The following is a 19,559-nucleotide window of genomic DNA, read 5'->3' as shown; positions in this document are numbered from 1 at the left end:
TCATAGAATAAAATGAAAAAATATAAGATATTAGCTTTAGCGATATTCGCTAGTGTCACCTTGAACGGATGGGCGCAAAGTGAAGATAATGTGACCGGAAGGGTTCTCGATAAAAAAGGGAAACCGGTAGCGGGAGCTTTAGTTTCGGTTGAAGAGAATCCGCTGGTACGGGTGGCTACAGATAGAAACGGACGTTTTGAAATCATTGCGGTGAAAGGAAGCCGGTTGAAAGTACAGACTGGCGATGATGCAACGAAGGTGGTGAAAGTAGACAACGGAAAGGAATTGACCGTTGTCATGGATTATTCCTCAGAGAAAGTAAACTACGGATTTGGCTTGCAGCAGACGAATGCAGAGTCTACCGGTGCCGTATCTACCGTATATGCAGAGAATATAGATAAAAGTTCAGCTTTTTCAATTGGAAATTCATTATATGGCAATGTGTTGGGACTGACTACCATGCAAAGTACTGGTGTAGTATGGGAACAGATGCCGTCAATATATATCCGTGGATTGAAAACACTGAATGATAATAATGGAATCTTGTTGGTAGTGGACGGACTTGAGCGGGATAATAACTGGCAGGCTTTGAAATATATCACTCCGGAAGAAGTGGAATCTGTTAGTGTGCTCCGTGATGCGGCTGCGTTGGCTCTTTATGGCTATAGGGGAGTGAATGGCGTAGTCAATATTGTGACAAAACGTGGTAGATACAATAGTCGTGAGATTAATTTCTCTTATGATCATGCTTTCAATTATATGACGCGCAAGCCGGAAATGGCAGATGCTTATACGTATGCTTCCGCTCTGAATGAGGCATTGGCAAATGATGGCAAGCAGATGCGCTATTCGCAGAATGAACTGAATGCGTTTAAGAATGGTACCTCGCCTTATCTTTATCCGAATGTAAACTGGTGGGAAGAGGTCTTTCGTGATCGTGGAGCGTCAGATATCGCGACATTGAGTTTCCGCGGCGGATCTACCAAGATGCGTTATTATACAATGATGAATTTACAGAATAATCGTGGGTTTATCAAAAACTTCGATACGAATGCCGATTATTCCACTCAGGAAAAGTATTCAAAAGCTAACTTCCGTACCAATCTGGATATTGATTTGTCACCGAAAACAAAGATGCAGGCCAATATCATGGGAATTTTGAATGAATTCAGTCGTCCGGGCATGGGCAGCGATAATTTGATAAGCAAGTTGTACCAATTGCCTTCAGCAGCTTTCCCTATCCGTACGGAAAGCGGTTTGTGGGGAGGAAGCACCACTTGGGGGGAGAACTGGAATCCGGTAGCGTTGACCGAAGGGCGTGCATATTCAAAAGGACATACCCGTGGATTATATGCTGATATGTCTTTGCGGCAGGATTTGTCTTCTTTAACTAAGGGTTTGGGAGCCTCTGTCCGTATAGGATATGATAATCTCGCTTCTTATTGGGAGAATCATACGAAAGGATATAAGTATGGCATGGCATCTGTGGCGTCCTGGGAAAATGGGCTGCCGGTAGCAGGTGAGGAAGTGACGGGAGGAAAAGACACGGAAATGTCAGGCGACAGTAAACTTGACTGGCAATACCGCGCCTTTAATTTTCAGATGAATGTTGACTGGCAACGTCAGTTTGGTGCGCACAGTCTGTATTCCATGCTGCTTTATACCTATAAATATGATAATGCTAAAGGCATTAATAATACGTTCTATCGTCAGAATGCGGGCTGGTATACTCATTATGGCTTTAAGAACCGTTACTTTGCGGATTTTACATTGATGGCTTCTGCTTCCAACTTATTGGCGCCCGATCATCGTTGGAATGTGTCTCCTACAGTTGGGCTGGCATGGCTCATTTCTAATGAGAAGTTTATGCAACGTCAGAATGTGGTGGATTTCCTGAAGCTACGGGCTTCGTTCGGTATTTTGAATACGGATAATATTCCCGGTAACGGCTATTGGAATGAGACGGTAGGTGGCGGTAATGGCTATCCGATAAATAACAATTTCGGTGGCGATGGTGGTTGGCATGAAGGCCGTTTGGCTTCTGTTAACGGAACCACAGAAAAAGCTTATAAATATAATGCGGGTGTGGACGCTACCTTGTTCAAGGGATTGACTTTGACAGTGGACGGTTTTTATGAAAGACGTTCCGATATTTGGGTCAGTTCAGACGGACAAAACTCGGCAGTGCTGGGTGCATCCGGCTCTTATGTCAATGCGGGTATCGTAGATAGTTGGGGTACGGAAATCGGTGCCAATTATTATAAGAAGATTGGTAACGTGGAATTAAATCTGGGCGGAACGTTCACTTACAACCGGAGTAAAATTGTAGAGATGCTGGAAGAACCTGCTGCCTATGACTATACGCGTTCTACGGGAAATCCGGTAGGGCAGATCTTTGGATTACAGGCTATCGGATATTTTGTGGATCAGGCAGATATAGATAATAGTTTGCCACAACAGTTTGGACCGGTAAAGGCCGGAGATATCAAATATAAAGATATGAACGGTGATAAAGTGATTAATTCGGATGACAGAGTAGCTATGGGATACAATAGTACGTGTCCTGAAACTTATTATTCGTTCAGTCTTGGTTTGGAATGGAAGGGACTGGGTTTTAGTGCACAATTCCAGGGAGTGGGAAATTATACGGCAATCTTGTCAGGAACTTACTACCATCCTTTGGTAGATAATACGACGATTTCCAATTATGCTTATCAGAACCGCTGGACACCGGAAACTCCGAATGCCCGTTTCCCGAGGTTGACGACGGAAACTGTTGACAACAATCTGCAGACAAGTTCTTTATGGTTGGCAGATCGTTCTTTCTTGAAGTTGCGCAATTGTGAGGTGTATTACAAACTTCCTTCATCCTGGTTGAACAGGTTCTGGATGAAAAATGCGAAAGTATATGTACGAGGGGTTGATTTACTTTGTTTTGATAGTATTGACCAACTGGATCCGGAAGCGATGAATAACTCTTATCCTGCTACCCGTTCTGTTCATGTTGGTTTGTCAGTAGGATTTTAACGTTTAACGCTATAAATAAGAAAGAAACTATGAAATTGAAAAATATATGCTTGGGAATAGCTTGTATAGCGGTGGTGTCTGCTTGCAGCGACAAGATGGATTATCATGAATACACATCGTATGACAAGGATTATGTCTTTTCGGACTTTTCCCGTACGGCAGGATTTGTGAATAATATCTATAGTTATCTGGACTCTGATTTGCCAAGTTATCAGTCAATGGCTTCCGCTTGTGATGAAGCGGAAATGGCTGTTACTTATTCGTCTGTTCTCGACTATACAAATGGTGCCTGGAGTGCATTGAACCCTAAATCCCTATGGGGGTATTATTCGGGTATCCGTGCAGCCAATTACTATCTGGAAGAGAGTAAGGAACTTGATTTTTATGACTTGCGCTATGCGCAGGATTATGAAGCTCAAATGAACCGGTTCAACCGTTACCAGTATGAGGTTCGTCTGCTACGTGCGTATTATTATTTCTTGTTGGTGCGTGCGTATGGGGATGTGCCCTTCACCGAGGATGTATTGACAGAGAAAGAAGCCAATTCCCTTTCACGTACTCCAGCATCAGAGGTCTTTGATTTTATTATTAGTGAATGTGAGGAAGTGGCACCGGAATTGCCTGTCTCTTATTCCGCTTTGGATAATGATGCCGCAGGTGGTTCCAACCCAGAGGCCGGTCGTGTCACGCAGGGAACGGCTTTGGCTTTAAAGGCCCGCGCTGCATTGTATAAAGCAAGCAAGTTGTTCAGTGGTGGTGAAGATCGGAAGTTATGGCGTGAAGCTGCTGTAGCCAATAAGGCTGTTATTGATTATTGTATGGCTAACGGTATCCGGCTTGGAAAATACACGGATATCTGGGGTACTGATAATTATCAAGCTTCTGAAATGATTTTCGTCCGTCGTATTGGAGATACAAGTAGTCCGGAATATACTAATTTCCCGGTTGGTATGGAGAATGCCAATTCCGGTAATTGTCCGACACAAACATTGGTGGATGCTTATGAATCGAAGGATAATGGAGATAAAGATCCGCGTTTCGGTATGACTATCGCTTGTAATGGTGATAAATGGCCGAATACGAATCCGACCCCGTTAGAAACATTTGTCGGCGGTAAGAACGGATTGCCGCTGCCTTATGCTACACCTACCGGTTATTACTTGAAGAAGTATCTGGACGCATCTACTGATATCAGTGCGGAGAGTGGCAGTGGTGGCAAACGGCATAACTGGGTTGTGTTTCGTCTGGGAGAATTTTATCTGAACTATGCAGAGGCAGTCTTCCGCTATTTGGGAACAGCCGGTACTACGGACGATGAATTTGGAATGTCGGCTTGTGCCGCAATCAATAAGGTGCGTCAGCGTTCGGATGTACGAATGCCGGATTTTCCGGATGATATTTCTAATACGGACTTTTGGGAACGGTATAAAAAAGAAAGAATGGTTGAACTGGCTTTTGAACAGCATCGTTTCTGGGATGTCCGCCGTTGGAAAGAAGGTGGATTCACTAATATCGGGCGTATGGAGATAACTAGAAATACAGATGGAAGTTTCCGGTATAATCGGGTAAATAAGTCATTGGTTTGGGATGATAAAATGTATTTCTTTCCGATTCCGGCTTCGGAAATGCGCAAGAATCCGAATCTGAGCCAGAATCCGGGATGGTAAATTTTATTAATGATAAAAGATAAAAGCTATGAAGTTGAATATAAAATATATGATTGCAGCCTTTACTTTTCTGGGAATGATTGGTTGTGATAAGAATTTTGAAGAATTTGAGACGTCAGGGGGAGGCTCTCCTGCAACAATTGAACTTTCGACTGTCACTCCGGAGGCTTTGCCGGGGCAGATAAAACTGACATGGAAAGCGCCGGAAGGTGATTATGCTTATATGCAGATCCGCTATTATGATCCTTTGCTAAAGAAGAATGTTTGTAAGATTGCTTCTAAAGGAACAACCGAAATGCTGATTGAGAATACTCGTGCTCGTTTCGGAGACTATACTTTCTATTTGCAGACTTTTAGTGCGGCTCATGAAGCAGGAGCGGTTCAGGAATTGAAAGCGCGATCAGGAGCAATGCCTGCATCGTATACGGAAAAATCCCGTACGCAGGTTACTCTGACAGTAGACCAGTTGTCTTGTAATTATCCGGATGCGTCCGAAGGGTATTTTGACCGTCTGATAGATGGCAAAACGGCGGATCCCTCTTTCTTTCACACCAACTGGCATTCCCCGCAAGTGGCTCTGCCACACTATATACAGATTGATTTGAAGGAAGAGCATGAAAATTTCGCATTTGAGTACTATACACGAGATACGGGCAATTCGGATGGATTTCCAACTTCTGCAGAATTGCAGATTAGTACGGACGGTGTACAGTGGGAAACAGTCTCTTTTTTGAGTGGACTACCAACGACACGTCAGACAAAGTATGCTTCAGATTTTGTAATGCCGGGAAAGAAGTTTAAATTTTTCCGTTTCAATGTACTGACAAGTTCGCAGGATAAAAAATATTTCCATGTTGGAGAGATTGCCTTCTTTGATACGGATATTGAAACGTATGACCCGGAAACAGTTCCCTTGGATTAATTTAAAATGAGATGTATAATGAAAATGAATAAAATATGGATGGTCGCCTGCATGGCGGCCACCTTCATCGGTGGAGTGTATGGCTGTGACGATGATAAAGATTTTAGTTATGAAGGTCAGTTGGACCTGAATTTGTTGAATCTGACGCAGGCCCGTGATGTGTGGGATGGTGCGGAGTGTAATGTAATTACGGCTTTACAGCAAAGTGAGGATGAAACACCTGTCAAGAACTTTACTTATAAATTGAGTTTGTCTCTTTATCAAGAACGTACAGCCGGACAAGAAGCTAAGGTTAGCTTGGTTGTGAATAAGGATACATTGAATAAAGTACTGGCTAAGGTATCTGAAGGAGGTATTTACGCAAAATATGATGGTGCGGAACTACTTCCGGAGTCCTTTTATCATTTATCTTCCCCGACACTAACGCTACAAGCAGGTGAAACAAAATCGGATGCCGTATCAGTGACTGTCTATTCTAGCGAACTGATTGCTGCTTGTCAGGAGGCGGAGCGAAATCTGCTGTATCTGCTTCCATTAACGATTGAGTCCTCATCTTCTTATGGAATAAATCCTAAAACAAATACATTGATGCTACTATTCAATGTGAGCTATGTAAAACCGGTGGAACCGGAAGATCAGGAAGCATATGTGGCCGACAAGGTGGGGGTAGCTGATGACCATACATTGGAAAATGGAATGCAACTGTTGTGGCACGATGAGTTCAACGGTACAGGAGAACCGGATGGTAATATTTGGCGCTTCGAAACCGGATTCCAGCGGAATGAAGAAGACCAATGGTATCAGAAAGACAACGCACAGATGAAGGAAGGTGCTTTGTGTATAGAAGGACGGCAGGAAGCTGTGAAAAATCCGAATTATCAGGCAGGCAGCAGTGATTGGAAGAAGAATCGCGAATATTCGGAATATACTTCGTCTTGTATTGTTGTAAAGGATGCGTATGTATTTAAGTATGGTCGTATGGAGGTACGTGCAAAGATACCCGTGGCTCAAGGTGCATGGCCGGCTATCTGGTCAACCGGCAACTGGTGGGAATGGCCGTTGGGTGGAGAAATTGATATGTTGGAATTCTATAAGGAAAAAATACATGCTAATGTATGTTGGGGCGGAGACTCCCGTTGGTCGGGTACTTGGAATTCAAAAAACTACCCTATCACGAACTTCACTTCCAAAGATAAACAATGGGCTGACAAGTATCACTTGTGGGTGATGGATTGGGATAAGGATTTCATTCGTATTTATTTGGATGGCGAGTTGCTGAATGAAACGAATTTGGCTATGACTGTGAACAAAGGTGACAATGGGGCCGGAGAAGGCGGGCATCAAAATCCTTATTCAAACAATTACGAGGGGTTTGGACAGCGTATGATGCTGAATCTTGCTATCGGTGGTATTAATGGAAGACCTGTGGATAACTCTGCGTTCCCTTTGAAATATCATATAGATTATATACGTATCTACCAGTCTAAAAAATAAATATATTGATATCCTGAGACATCTATTGATGATGAAAAAGAATAATACATGTATATTATTGTTATTACTGTCAACCTTATCTCTGCTTGTTACTGCGCAGAGCAATGATTGGCGGTTGGTCTGGAGTGATGAGTTTAATACGGAAGGGAGATTATCCCCTTCCGTATGGAATTATGAACAAGGGTATGCCCGTAATGAGGAGGCTCAATGGTATCAACCGGACAATGCAGTCTGTAAAGGGGGCTTGCTTGTCATCGAAGCCCGGAAGGAACAAGGTCGCCGGAATCCTCTTTATGTGTGTGGTAGTAACGATTGGCGCAAAAAACGGGAGTTTGTAGAATATACTTCTTCATCGGTGACGACTGCCGGAAAGAAGGAGTTTCTCTACGGACGCTTTGAAGTGCGTGCACGCATACCGGTGGCGAAAGGTGCATGGCCGGCTATCTGGATGTTAGGTAGTAATATGGAGTGGCCTTCCTGTGGAGAGATAGATCTTATGGAATATTATCATATCAGGGGGATTCCTCATATTTTGGCAAATGCTGCGTGGGGAACAGATAAGAAATGGACTGCAAAATGGGATAGTCGGGCTATTCCATATTCTCATTTTATAAAAAAGGATTCTGATTGGGCTTCCAAATTCCATATTTGGAGAATGGACTGGGACGAAGAAGCGATTAAGATTTATTTGGATGATGAGCTTTTAAATGAGATTCCTTTGAATAATACGGTAAACGGAAGTATCGGCAAAGGGACGAATCCTTTTACGAAACCACAATATCTTTTGTTGAATCTTGCTATTGGCGGTATTAATGGTGGTCCGGTTGATGAAACTGTTTTTCCGATGAAGTATGAGATAGATTATGTGAGAGTTTATCAGAAGGAGAAAAAGATTGTTTCCGGTAAAGTGTGGAGGGATATAGAAGGGAATGTGATTAATGCGCATGGGGGAGGCATACTTTTTCATCAAGGTATATATTATTGGTTTGGCGAACATCGTCCCGAATCCGGTTTTGTGACAGAAAAAGGAGTAAACTGTTATTCATCCGTTGATTTATGCAAATGGAAGCCAGAAGGTATTGTCTTGGCTGTTTCCGGTGAGGAAGGGGCTGATATTGAACAAGGATGTATCATGGAACGTCCGAAAGTGATATATAATGAGAAAACCGGAAAGTTTGTGATGTGGTTTCATTTGGAAAAGAAAGGGAAAGGATACAGTTCTGCGTGTGCAGCCGTTGCTGTCAGTGACTCACCAACCGGACCATATCGGTTTATCCGTTCCGGTCGTGTCAATCCGGGCATTTATCCATTAAATATGTCGGAAAAGGAAAAAAGGATCAAATGGGACTTTTCAGAATATAAAGAATGGTGGACTCCGGGATGGTATAATGCGATTGAAAAGGGATTGTTTGTAAGAAGGGATTTGGAAGGAGGACAAATGTCCCGCGATATGACTCTGTTTGTGGATGATGACGGGAAGGCTTATCATATTTATTCTTCGGAAGATAACCTGACATTGCAGATTGCCGAATTGTCTGATGATTATCTCGGCCATACAGGCAGGTATATACGCATTTTTCCCGGCGGACATAATGAAGCCCCCGCTATTTTCAAGAAAGACGGGACGTACTGGATGATAACTTCCGGTTGTACGGGATGGGAGTCTAATAAAGCCCGGTTATTAACTGCTACTTCGATTCTAGGAGAATGGAAACAACTTCCGAATCCATGTGTCGGAGAGAAAGCGGATAAGACGTTCGGGGGACAAGGCACATATATCCTTCCTTTGCAAGGGAAGGAAGACCGGTTTGTTTTTATGGCAGATAGCTGGCGTCCGGAGAGTTTGTCGGATTCACGTTATATCTGGCTGCCTATTCAATTTAATGAAAAAGGAATACCTTTTATTGAATGGATTGATAGGTGGAAACCTTATTAATTTCGTATATATAACTGTCCCTGTATGAAATTTGGTCTTTTTGTATCCCTTTTTTGACATAAAATTGGACGTTATTCTTGTGAGTATAAAGTATCTTTGTAAACGAAAAACCTATAATAATATCATGAACTTGAATAGACATTACGTACTACTATTGCTTATGGCAATCTTGATGATACCGTCACAAGACCTGTCGGCAAAAAAGAAAAAACAAGTGAAAGAACCGACCGACCGTGAGTTATGGGCGGAAGTGTTGTATCGTATGGCTGAACCGGTGCTTAGTAATATGAGTGAAGGTAAGCTGCAACAGAATATGTTGGTAGAGTTAAGTCCGACATGGGACGGAAGAAATAAAAAGGTTACTTATATGGAATGTTTCGGACGTTTGCTGGCAGGACTGGCTCCCTGGATTTCATTGCCGGATGATGATACGACCGAAGGTATCCAGCGGAAACAACTGCGTGAATGGGCGCTCAAGAGTTATGCACAGGCTGTCGACCCGGAAAGTCCCGATTATTTGTTGTGGAGAAAGGAAGGGCAAACCTTGGTGGATGCCGCTTATATCGCGGAAAGTTTCATAAGAGGATATGATGCTTTATGGGTTCCGTTGGACAGCGTGACGAAACAACGTTATATTACCGAGTTTACACAGCTTCGCCGGGTAGACCCGCCTTATACGAATTGGTTATTGTTCTCTGCTACCGTAGAAGCCTTTCTACGGAAAGCGGGTGCGCCAAGTGATACTTACCGCATAGCTTCGGCGCTGCGCAAAGTGGAAGAATGGTACGTCGGTGATGGCTGGTATTCGGATGGAAAGGACTTTGCTTTCGACTATTACAATAGCTTTGTATTGCATCCCATGTATATAGAACCGCTGGAAATAATGACCAACGGCGGAAAGAGTAAAGTTTGGAATATGCCGGAATGTGACTACAACCGTGCAGTAAAACGGATGCAGCGCTTCGGAATGATTTTGGAACGGTTCATCTCTCCCGAAGGGACGCTCCCTGTTTTCGGTCGTTCTATTACCTATCGTACAGGAACTTTGCAGCCTTTAGCATTGCTGGCATGGAGAGAATGGTTACCCAAGGAATTGCCAAATGGACAAGTACGTGCAGCCATGACAGCAGTTATTAAGCGGATGTTTGGCGATGACCGTAATTTCAATGAGAAAGGATTCCTCACTTTAGGTTTCAATGGCAAGCAACCGAAGATATCCGACTGGTATACAAATAATGGTAGCTTATATATGGCATCACTTGCTTTCCTGCCACTCGGACTTCCGGCTGACCATCCCTTCTGGACATCTTCTGCCGAAGACTGGACAAGTAAAAAAGCCTGGGAAGGGAATGACTTCCCGAAAGACCATGCTTTTCATTAATAATGAATTAACCAACAAATATTGATATATGACTAAACTATTATTATTGTTTGTAGCTTGCATAGGCTTGCTTCCAATATCCGTACAGGCTCAGAAGAACACGGAATTTATTCCCGGAGAAGTGTGGAAAGATACCGATGGAAATCCGATTAACGCTCATGGTGGCGGACTTCTTTATCATGATGGCACCTACTATTGGTATGGTGAATACAAAAAAGGAAAGACCATCTTGCCCGAATGGGCTACCTGGGAATGTTACCGTACGGATGTGATCGGAGTAGGTTGCTACTCTTCCAAAGACTTGCTAAACTGGAAATTTGAAGGCATTGTACTTCCGGCAGTAAAAGATGACCCGAATCACGACTTGCATCCGTCCAAAGTATTGGAACGTCCGAAAGTGGTTTATAATAAGAAAACGGGCAAGTTCGTAATGTGGGCGCATGTGGAAAGTGCCGATTACAGTAAGGCTTGTGCCGGAGTTGCCGTTGCCGATTCTCCCGTCGGGCCGTTCATTTATCAGGGAAGTTTCCGTCCGAACAATGCGATGAGCCGTGACCAGACTGTTTTTGTGGACGATGACGGTCGTGCCTATCAATTCTATTCTTCCGAGAATAATGAAACCATGTATATCAGCCTGCTGACTGACGACTATCTAAAGCCGAGCGGACGCTTTACACGTAATTTCGTGAAAGAATCCCGTGAAGCTCCGGCAGTGTTTAAATATAATGGTAAATATTATATGTTAAGTTCCGGTTGTACAGGTTGGGATCCGAATGTGGCTGAGATGGCAGTGGCTGATTCTATTATGGGGACGTGGAAAACTATCGGAGACCCATGTACCGGCCCGGATGCGGATAAGACATTTTATGCACAGAGTACGTATGTGCAACCGGTTGTCGGAAAGAAGGACGCATATATTGCCTTGTTCGACCGTTGGAAAAAGAAAGATTTGGAAGACTCCCGCTATGTATGGTTGCCTATATTGATAAAAGACGGAAAAATTACTATCCCCTGGCAGGAGAAATGGAATCTTTCCTTTTTCGATAAATAATAAAGAATACAAGCATGAAACGGATATTGCTACTACTTTGCGGGATTATGCTGGTTCCTGTGTTATGCTACTCCCAACATTTGGTTGAAGTGGGGAAGGGGTATAGCTGTACTTCGGTCAACACTGCGGTATTCCGTAATAATTCCCTGGTTACCCATGGAGATGAGCAGTACATCAGCTATTATGATGCTGACGGTTATCTGACACTGGGAAAACGTAAACTGGACTCCGGACAATGGACGCTGCATCGTACCCAATACCAGGGAAATGTGAAAGACGCCCATAATATCATCAGCATGATGGTGGACGGAGAAGGGTATGTGCACGTTTCTTTTGACCATCACGGTCACAAACTGAATTATTGTCGGGGCATTGCTCCCGGTTCTTTGGAGTTAGGAGATAAAATGCCGATGACCGGAGTGGATGAAGGAAATGTTACTTATCCCGAATTTTATCCTCTGGCGGGCGGAGATTTATTGTTTGCCTACCGTTCCGGTTCTTCCGGTCGTGGTAACCTGGTAATGAACCGTTACTCATTGAAAGAACAGAAGTGGACTCGTGTGCAGGATGTACTGATTGACGGAGAAAACAAACGAAACGCCTATTGGCAGTTATACGTTGATGAACAAGGGACTATCCATCTTTCATGGGTATGGCGTGAAACCTGGCATGTAGAGACGAATCACGATATTTGTTATGCCCGTTCGTTTGATAATGGAGTGACCTGGTACAAATCCAGTGGAGAGCAATATGAACTTCCGATTAAACTTTCGAATGCGGAATACGCTTGCCGTCTGCCGCAGAACTGTGAATTGATAAATCAAACGAGTATGAGTACCGATGCGGGCGGGAATCCTTATATAGCTACGTATTGGAGAGATCCCGACAGTGACGTACCGCAATATCGCATCGTATGGCATGATGGAAAAGTATGGCATCACCGTCAGGTAACCGACCGTAAAACACCTTTTAGCTTGAAAGGCGGCGGCACGAAGATGATTCCTATTGCCCGTCCGCGTATTGTCGTAGAGGGTGGAGAAGTTTTCTATATCTTCCGTGATGAAGAACGGGGAAGCCGTGTCTCAATGGCTCACGCCGCCGATGTCGGTATCGGCAAGTGGACGATAACGGATTTAACAGACTTTTCAGTAGATGCCTGGGAACCGTCACACGACACGGAACTTTGGAAGAAACAACGAAAACTGCATCTCTTTGTGCAGCATACCCGCCAAGGGGACGGCGAACGTACGGCAGAGATTGAACCTCAAATGGTGTATGTGTTGGAAATGGATATGAATACAAATAAATAAAGATATGAAGAATTTATACGTAACTCTTTTTTCGGCTTTTCTTCTGGGCGGTATGGTCTGCGCAAGTTGTGTGGACAAGAAAGCCGATTCTTCGGAAGAAGTGATAGAGATAATTCATAAGGTGAATGGGTATTGGCAGACGAATCATCCGGAACACGGTCGTTCTTTTTGGGACAACGCCGCCTATCATACCGGAAATATGGAAGCCTATTTCCTGACAAAGAAGCCGGAATATTTAGAGTATTCGAAAGGTTGGGCTGAACATAACGAATGGAAAGGTGCTAAATCGGATGATAAAACTTGTTGGAAGTATAGTTATGGCGAAAGTGACGACTATGTACTTTTCGGGGATTATCAGATTTGTTTCCAGACCTATGCTGATTTATACAATCTGGAACCGGATACACAGAAGATAGCCCGTGCCCGTGAAGTGATGGAATATCAGATGAGTACTCCTAACCATGATTATTGGTGGTGGGCGGATGGTTTGTATATGGTAATGCCTGTAATGACAAAGATGTATAATATCACGAAGAATCCGCTTTACCTGGAGAAACTGCACGAATATCTTGCTTATGCCGACAGTATCATGTATGATGAAGAAGCCGGACTTTACTATCGGGACGGTAAGTACGTATACCCCAAGCACAAAAGTGTGAACGGTAAAAAAGATTTCTGGGCGCGTGGAGACGGCTGGGTATTGGCAGGATTGGCAAAAGTGCTGAAGGAGCTTCCAGAAACAGATAAGTATCGTCAGGAATATATAGACCGTTTCCGTACTCTGGCTAAGTCTGTTGCTGCCTGTCAGCAACCGGAAGGTTACTGGACACGCAGTATGCTTGACCCGGAACATGCGCCGGGGCCGGAAACCAGTGGAACGGCTTTCTTTACGTATGGCCTGCAATGGGGCATAAATAACGGTTTCCTTGATTCAGATGAATATCAGCCGATAGTTGAAAAAGCATGGAAATATCTCTCAACGGTTGCTTTACAACCCGATGGAAAGATTGGCTATGTGCAGCCGATTGGTGAGAAAGCGATACCGGGGCAGGTAGTAGACGCAAATTCTACGTCAAACTTTGGACTCGGGGCCTTCTTGTTGGCAGCTTGCGAACGGGTACGTTATCTGGATAAATAATCCGTGCCTTAATTCAGCATCAAACTCATATAAGGATTTAGCTTCTTGAGTATTTTCTCTGTTAATTCACTTATGTTCGTTTGGATATGTGCACCGGGTAGCCGCTCGGCGCTATATCTGCATTTCCCGTCAGACAGATAGTAATAACCATTATTCACTGATAACTGCTTGTCTGATACTTCCAGTTGCATGTCATCTTCAGGAAAGGCGGACGCATAAATCTGCAATACTTCTTTAGCATTGATAATACGTGCCATCCCTAGTGAATGTTGAGGCAATTCTTTATCCGGTGGCAGTAATTGGATTATATGGTTACATCCGGTATATTGTTTAATGGCAAATAATAAACTGTACTCCGTATCCTTATCTTCTGCCAGAAGTTCATTAATAATGATACAGTTTTCTCTTTTATATATAATGGCTATTCCCCATATTTCATTAGCTTGTTTTGCAACGAATAAATTTCCCCCACTTATAGGTAAGTCTGCCATAATAACCTGGAAATCCTCTGCGGAATGTTGAATGCAACAAGGACGTTCGGACAACTTTTTATTCAAATATGAATAGACTTCATCTTGAGGTTTGGAAACGACATTGACAGCAATCTCTTTAGAAGGGATAAACTCTGGTAAAGTCATCTCCTTGACCGAATATTGAAAGACAGTGGCATATCCCATACGTTTGTAATAATCGAATAGCCAAGGCTCTGCCGGTATCAGTGTACTGAACTGTATCCCATTCCGTAGCATCCGGGCAAAAGACTGGGATAAGAGTTCGCGCATCACTCCCTTACTTCGAAAATCAGGATGTGTGCAGGCTCCTGAAATATACGAAGTCTGTACCATTTCCCCACAGAAAGTCATCGGATAAGGAAGCATCTGAAGCGCAGAGATTACCTCGTCACCACTTTGGATGGCAACGTTCACTTCGTTCTTATAGCGTAGCTTGAAGTACATTTCAACAAACTCTTCGCTATCTTCGAAGCACAATTTCCATAAGGCTTTTACTTGTTCCTTTATTATCATATTCGCTCGTCGGGAATTTACCATTTAACCATATCTAACGGATGAATTTTGAGACAAGCCATATATTTTTCAAGAATAGTCACCGGTTGATAGGACAGTTTGGCTTTTCGTAACCCCTCGATTCCTAAATCCTCTTCCCGATTGATATAAATATACTGTTCGGGAATCCGGTTTGCAAACTCATAGTTAATCATGGCATAAGCACCCTCGATGGAAGTGTCTGCCTTTTCTACATGTACGCCGAATGTCTCGTGATTGATAGGCATGCCAAAAGTGAATGCGACGATTTTTCCGTTCACATGGAGAATGCCACCAGTTAATCCGAGGGCTTCAAAGTTATGAAGGGCATAAATCAAGGCACGGCGTTCATTACCCGTTCCTTCTTGTTGGTCACAATTATTCACTTTGCACCATTCCGCTTCCAAATCCATACATTCCCGGATACGGTCGGGAGTAATCGGGGTATATTCATAATTCGGATATGTATTGCGGAATCGGTTGATATGATTTCTTTTTGCCTGGAATTTCTTTCCTTTTAAAGTTGAAAGGTCACTTCTTAGATAAATGTAATCTGCATAATCACGGTCTTCCGTGAAAGTAAATTGTTCGGGAAGGATAGCTTCGAGTTCGGCACGCATACAGCTGCATACTCCCAGCATGCAAAAGGGCTGGTTTTCTTGTCCGGCATCCTCTATCAACTCTTTCAATACGGCTTTTAAGTCACCGGTACCTACAGGCATCATATATGCCAGTTGTTCTCCTGCCCAGAATTTAAATACTAAAAAGTTGTCGATAACAGCGAACTTGGTATCATACAGGAATCTCCAGCTACAAAGATTGGAGAATGACAGGTCACAGTTACGTCGCTCACTTTTCATTGTAAATGAGGTAATCGTGTCTTTATCTGCTAATGTGATATCTTTAAATGGAATCATAAAATTGCGTTTTGCGTTTAACTCTTATATAACGGAAAATCATGGGATTTTGTTTTATAAAACACCCAATAAACGAAGAATGGTAGGCGTCAATAATGCAGTGAATATTCCGTTCAGCGTTAATCCCAGGCTGGCATATGCTCCATATTTGCTGCTGACATCCATTGCCGTCGAGGTTCCGACAGCATGGGCGGCAGTTCCCATAGAAAGCCCTTGGGCGATAGGACTGCCTACGCGCATAATCTGCATCGTCTTAAAACCGCAGATAGCTCCCAATAATCCGACTGCCACTACAACCGCCGCAGTCAGTGACGGAATACCGCCGATGGCTTTCGTCACTTCCATCGCAATCGGGGTAGTCACCGATTTCGGGGCGAGAGACAGGATAACTTCTTGGGAAGCCCCCATAAATTTCGCAATCAGCACCACCGAAATGACTCCGACGATGCATCCTGCCAGTTGCGACAAGAGAATCGGTAATAACTGTTTCTTAATCATTTCCAACTGAAGATATAAAGGTACGCCTAAGGCAACCACAGCCGGACGTAGCCAGAATTCGATAAGATGTCCTCCTTTATTATAAGTCTCATAAGAGATACCGGTCATTTTAAGGAAGATAATAAGAACGGCGATAGTCAGTAATATCGGATTTAGCAACACTAACCCTATTTTCTTCTGAAGCAACTTGGCAAAGAAGAAAACCCCGAAGGTGACGGCCAGCAGGAAGAAGTTATTTTCTAGGAAACTCATTTGTCTTTATCAGTTAAGTTGTTTTTTTCTTTACGGTGAAGTCTTTCCGGCAGATGGAAATCTGTCAGGTGCAGTTTGCGTGCCAGCTTGATTTGACGCGCCAGTCTGAACTTGCGGACAATTTGGTGAACCCATCCCGTGACAACCAGCACAAGGGCAGTACTAACAATCGTCGCTATTACTATCGGCCAGAATTCTGCTGCAATAACATCGAAGTATAGCATAAGTGCCACTCCGGGCGGAACGAAAAAGAAACCTAAGTTAGCTACCAGAAAGTCGGATAGTCCCTGCACCCAATGCAGTTTAATCCAACCTAATTTCAGAAAGAGGGTGAGCAGCAGCATACCGATGATGCTGGAGGGGAGCTTGATGCCTGTAAGATAAACTATCAATTCACCCAAAGCCAAACAGCCAAATAAAATGGCGCACTGACGTATCATATACTAATTACCTATTGATTTTGTTTGAAAACGCTGCAAAGGTATGAAAAATAGGAGTACAGTGTTAAATATTATAATATTTTAGACTTGGAACTAAAATATGGACGAAATTGTAATGTGGATATTGCAAAATTGAGTACTTTTGCACCGCAAATTACAAATCGTAAGTAGGTTTTATAATATTATTCAATATATCTTATGCTCAATTTAATCAACCAAATCGTTGAACGCGCGAAAGCAAACCGCCAACGTATTGTTCTTCCCGAAGGTACTGAAGAACGCACATTAAAAGCTGCCAATCAGATTTTGACAGATGAAGTTGCCGACCTTATTTTGTTAGGAAATCCGGCCGAAATTAATGAACTTGCTACAAAATGGGGATTGGGAAACATCGGTAAAGCTACTATCATTGACCCTGAAACTTCTCCGAAGCACGAAGAGTATGCACAGTTGCTATGTGAACTTCGCAAGAAGAAAGGGATGACTATCGAAGAAGCCCGCAAACTTACTAATGATCCTTTATTCTTTGGTTGTTTAATGATGAAGAGTGGTGACGCAGACGGTCAGTTGGCGGGTGCCCGTAACACTACCGGCAATGTATTGCGTCCTGCCTTGCAGATTATCAAGACAGCTCCGGGTATCACTTGTGTTTCGGGTGCTATGTTGCTGTTGACTCATGCCCCCGAATACGGAAAGAATGGAATTCTGGTAATGGGTGACGTAGCCGTAACTCCGGTTCCTGACGCTAACCAGTTGGCGCAGATTGCTGTTTGTACAGCTCAGACTGCCAAGGCTGTTGCCGGTATCGAAAATCCGAAAGTAGCTATGTTGAGCTTCTCTACCAAAGGTTCTGCCAAACACGAAGTGGTAGACAAAGTGGTAGAAGCCACTAAAATAGCCAAGGAAATGGCTCCGACTCTTGATTTGGATGGTGAACTGCAGGCGGATGCCGCTCTTGTTCCTGAAGTGGGTGCAAGCAAAGCTCCGGGCTCAGATGTAGCTGGACAGGCAAACGTACTGATTGTTCCGAGTCTGGAAGTAGGTAACATCTCTTATAAATTGGTTCAACGCTTGGGACATGCCGATGCAATCGGCCCGATTCTTCAAGGTATCGCCTGCCCGGTAAACGACCTGTCTCGCGGTTGTTCTATCGAAGATGTATATCGCATGATTGCCATCACAGCCAATCAGTCTATTGCTGCAAAAGCAAACAAATAAATACAAGTATTAGATATAAAGTATTAAGTATTAAATCGACAACAACATGAAAATTTTAGTTTTGAACTGCGGAAGTTCATCTATCAAATATAAATTGTTCGATATGACCACTAAAGAGGTGATTGCTCAAGGTGGTATCGAAAAAATCGGCCTGAAAGGTTCATTCCTGAAACTGACTTTGCCGAACGGCGAAAAGAAAATCCTGGAAAAAGATATTCCAGAACATACAGTAGGTGTGGAATTTATCCTGAATACATTGATTAGCCCTGAATATGGCGCTATCAAGTCTTTGGATGAAATCAATGCGGTAGGTCACCGTATGGTACATGGCGGTGAACGTTTCAGCGAATCCGTATTGCTGAACAAGGAAGTATTGGAAGCTTTTGCAGCTTGCAATGACTTGGCTCCGCTTCACAATCCTGCCAACCTGAAAGGTGTGAATGCTGTTTCTGCTATTCTTCCTAATATTCCGCAGGTGGGCGTATTTGATACGGCTTTCCACCAGACAATGCCGGATTATGCATATATGTATGCTATTCCTTACGAATTGTATGAGAAATATGGTGTACGTCGTTACGGCTTCCACGGAACTTCTCATCGTTATGTTTCGAAGCGTGTATGTGAATTCTTGGGCGTAAATCCTGAAGGAAAGAAAATCATCACTTGCCACATCGGTAATGGTGGTTCTATCGCTGCTATCAAAGACGGCAAGTGCATGGACACTACTATGGGATTGACTCCGCTGGAAGGTTTGATGATGGGTACTCGTAGTGGTGACATCGATGCCGGTGCAGTAACATTTATCATGGAAAAAGAAGGTTTGAACACAACCGGCGTTTCCAACCTGTTGAACAAGAAGAGTGGTGTACTCGGTATCTCCGGTGTATCAAGCGATATGCGTGAACTGTTGGCTGCTTGTGCTGCCGGCAATGAAAAAGCTATCCTGGCTGAGAAGATGTACTACTACCGTATCAAGAAATACATCGGTGCTTATGCTGCTGCATTAGGTGGTGTGGATATCATCCTGTTTACAGGTGGTGTGGGTGAAAACCAAATGGAATGTCGTCGTGAAGTTTGTAAGGATATGGAATACATGGGCATCGAACTTGATAACGACATAAATGCGAAAGTTCGCGGTGAAGAAGCTATCATTTCCACTCCTGCTTCTAAAGTGAAAGTAGTAGTGATTCCGACAGACGAAGAACTGTTGATTGCTTCGGATACGATGGATATTTTGAACAAGTAATAAATAGGATTTTATATAT

The 19,559-nt window shown here is 43.4% G+C and carries 15 protein-coding genes; 11 read left to right on the top strand and 4 right to left on the bottom strand.

Translation table 11 applies throughout. The annotated features are described in order from the left end of the window. Positions 1-12 precede the first annotated feature (12 nt). From AB5443_RS15730 to AB5443_RS15690, 9 genes are all read left to right on the top strand, one after another. Positions 13-3,027, top strand: a complete 3,015-nt coding sequence (locus AB5443_RS15730) for a SusC/RagA family TonB-linked outer membrane protein (protein WP_277132126.1) — start codon at positions 13-15, stop codon at positions 3,025-3,027. Positions 3,028-3,056: 29 nt separating this feature from the next. Beyond that, complete coding sequence (locus AB5443_RS15725) at positions 3,057-4,694, top strand: RagB/SusD family nutrient uptake outer membrane protein (RefSeq protein ID WP_195407359.1); 1,638 nt, start codon at positions 3,057-3,059, stop codon at positions 4,692-4,694. A 28-nt stretch (positions 4,695-4,722) separates the two neighbouring features. After that, entirely contained in the window at positions 4,723-5,616 is an 894-nt protein-coding gene (locus AB5443_RS15720; protein WP_195662952.1) for a discoidin domain-containing protein, read from the top strand. Positions 5,617-5,634: 18 nt separating this feature from the next. Beyond that, positions 5,635-7,110, top strand: a complete 1,476-nt coding sequence (locus AB5443_RS15715) for a family 16 glycosylhydrolase (protein ID WP_277132123.1) — start codon at positions 5,635-5,637, stop codon at positions 7,108-7,110. A 31-nt stretch (positions 7,111-7,141) separates the two neighbouring features. Further along, on the top strand, positions 7,142-9,046 hold the full coding sequence (locus AB5443_RS15710) for a family 16 glycosylhydrolase (protein ID WP_368114119.1): 1,905 nt from the start codon (positions 7,142-7,144) through the stop codon (positions 9,044-9,046). A 124-nt stretch (positions 9,047-9,170) separates the two neighbouring features. Further along, entirely contained in the window at positions 9,171-10,427 is a 1,257-nt protein-coding gene (locus AB5443_RS15705) for a DUF2264 domain-containing protein (RefSeq protein WP_277132121.1), read from the top strand. Positions 10,428-10,455: 28 nt separating this feature from the next. Continuing rightward, the gene (locus AB5443_RS15700) at positions 10,456-11,478 is read left to right on the top strand and encodes a glycoside hydrolase family 43 protein (RefSeq protein WP_277132119.1); all 1,023 of its coding nucleotides are present in this window, start codon (positions 10,456-10,458) and stop codon (positions 11,476-11,478) included. Between the two features lie 14 nt (positions 11,479-11,492). Then, positions 11,493-12,788 carry a BNR repeat-containing protein gene (locus AB5443_RS15695; RefSeq protein ID WP_277132117.1) on the top strand — a complete coding sequence of 432 codons (1,296 nt, stop codon included), beginning with the start codon at positions 11,493-11,495 and terminating at the stop codon, positions 12,786-12,788. Positions 12,789-12,792: 4 nt separating this feature from the next. Further along, entirely contained in the window at positions 12,793-13,926 is a 1,134-nt protein-coding gene (locus AB5443_RS15690) for a glycoside hydrolase family 88 protein (RefSeq protein WP_277132115.1), read from the top strand. 8 nt (positions 13,927-13,934) lie between these two features. Here the strand turns inward: AB5443_RS15690 and AB5443_RS15685 are convergent, their stop codons facing one another. Genes AB5443_RS15685 through AB5443_RS15670 form a run of 4 tightly spaced genes read right to left on the bottom strand, consistent with a single transcriptional unit; the run spans position 13,935 to position 17,076 of the window. Next, complete coding sequence (locus tag AB5443_RS15685) at positions 13,935-14,951, bottom strand: GNAT family N-acetyltransferase (RefSeq protein ID WP_022139136.1); 1,017 nt, start codon at positions 14,949-14,951, stop codon at positions 13,935-13,937. Positions 14,952-14,968: 17 nt separating this feature from the next. Continuing rightward, entirely contained in the window at positions 14,969-15,886 is a 918-nt protein-coding gene (locus AB5443_RS15680) for a DUF2156 domain-containing protein (RefSeq protein ID WP_073346702.1), read from the bottom strand. A gap of 54 nt (positions 15,887-15,940) precedes the next feature. Beyond that, entirely contained in the window at positions 15,941-16,636 is a 696-nt protein-coding gene (locus tag AB5443_RS15675) for an LrgB family protein (RefSeq protein ID WP_022139134.1), read from the bottom strand. Next, positions 16,633-17,076 carry a CidA/LrgA family protein gene (locus AB5443_RS15670; RefSeq protein WP_022139133.1) on the bottom strand — a complete coding sequence of 148 codons (444 nt, stop codon included), beginning with the start codon at positions 17,074-17,076 and terminating at the stop codon, positions 16,633-16,635. Before AB5443_RS15670 ends, AB5443_RS15675 begins: the two co-directional genes overlap by 4 nt. Positions 17,077-17,274: 198 nt before the next feature. Between AB5443_RS15670 and pta the strand changes: the two genes are divergently transcribed. Together pta and AB5443_RS15660 are read left to right on the top strand one after the other, a co-directional pair. Then, positions 17,275-18,294 carry a phosphate acetyltransferase gene (gene pta / locus AB5443_RS15665; RefSeq protein ID WP_044656605.1) on the top strand — a complete coding sequence of 340 codons (1,020 nt, stop codon included), beginning with the start codon at positions 17,275-17,277 and terminating at the stop codon, positions 18,292-18,294. Between the two features lie 46 nt (positions 18,295-18,340). Continuing rightward, positions 18,341-19,540 carry an acetate kinase gene (locus AB5443_RS15660; protein ID WP_195407352.1) on the top strand — a complete coding sequence of 400 codons (1,200 nt, stop codon included), beginning with the start codon at positions 18,341-18,343 and terminating at the stop codon, positions 19,538-19,540. The last annotated feature ends 19 nt before the right edge of the window (positions 19,541-19,559 follow it).

This window comes from Bacteroides sp. RTP21281st1_H5_RTP21281_210402 (assembly GCF_040918965.1).
In the GTDB taxonomy this organism is placed as follows: Bacteria; Bacteroidota; Bacteroidia; order Bacteroidales; family Bacteroidaceae; genus Bacteroides; species Bacteroides congonensis.
The sequence above is the reverse complement of the archived record's forward strand: the minus strand, read 5'-3'. Positions and strand labels throughout refer to the sequence as shown.

Coding starts and splice junctions, on each gene's coding strand:
- AB5443_RS15730 (WP_277132126.1), top strand. CDS start 13: ATGAAAAAATATAAGATATTAGCTTTAGCGATATTCGCTAGTGTCACC.
- AB5443_RS15725 (WP_195407359.1), top strand. CDS start 3,057: ATGAAATTGAAAAATATATGCTTGGGAATAGCTTGTATAGCGGTGGTG.
- AB5443_RS15720 (WP_195662952.1), top strand. CDS start 4,723: ATGAAGTTGAATATAAAATATATGATTGCAGCCTTTACTTTTCTGGGA.
- AB5443_RS15715 (WP_277132123.1), top strand. CDS start 5,635: ATGAAAATGAATAAAATATGGATGGTCGCCTGCATGGCGGCCACCTTC.
- AB5443_RS15710 (WP_368114119.1), top strand. CDS start 7,142: ATGAAAAAGAATAATACATGTATATTATTGTTATTACTGTCAACCTTA.
- AB5443_RS15705 (WP_277132121.1), top strand. CDS start 9,171: ATGAACTTGAATAGACATTACGTACTACTATTGCTTATGGCAATCTTG.
- AB5443_RS15700 (WP_277132119.1), top strand. CDS start 10,456: ATGACTAAACTATTATTATTGTTTGTAGCTTGCATAGGCTTGCTTCCA.
- AB5443_RS15695 (WP_277132117.1), top strand. CDS start 11,493: ATGAAACGGATATTGCTACTACTTTGCGGGATTATGCTGGTTCCTGTG.
- AB5443_RS15690 (WP_277132115.1), top strand. CDS start 12,793: ATGAAGAATTTATACGTAACTCTTTTTTCGGCTTTTCTTCTGGGCGGT.
- AB5443_RS15685 (WP_022139136.1), bottom strand. CDS start 14,951: ATGATAATAAAGGAACAAGTAAAAGCCTTATGGAAATTGTGCTTCGAA.
- AB5443_RS15680 (WP_073346702.1), bottom strand. CDS start 15,886: ATGATTCCATTTAAAGATATCACATTAGCAGATAAAGACACGATTACC.
- AB5443_RS15675 (WP_022139134.1), bottom strand. CDS start 16,636: ATGAGTTTCCTAGAAAATAACTTCTTCCTGCTGGCCGTCACCTTCGGG.
- AB5443_RS15670 (WP_022139133.1), bottom strand. CDS start 17,076: ATGATACGTCAGTGCGCCATTTTATTTGGCTGTTTGGCTTTGGGTGAA.
- pta (WP_044656605.1), top strand. CDS start 17,275: ATGCTCAATTTAATCAACCAAATCGTTGAACGCGCGAAAGCAAACCGC.
- AB5443_RS15660 (WP_195407352.1), top strand. CDS start 18,341: ATGAAAATTTTAGTTTTGAACTGCGGAAGTTCATCTATCAAATATAAA.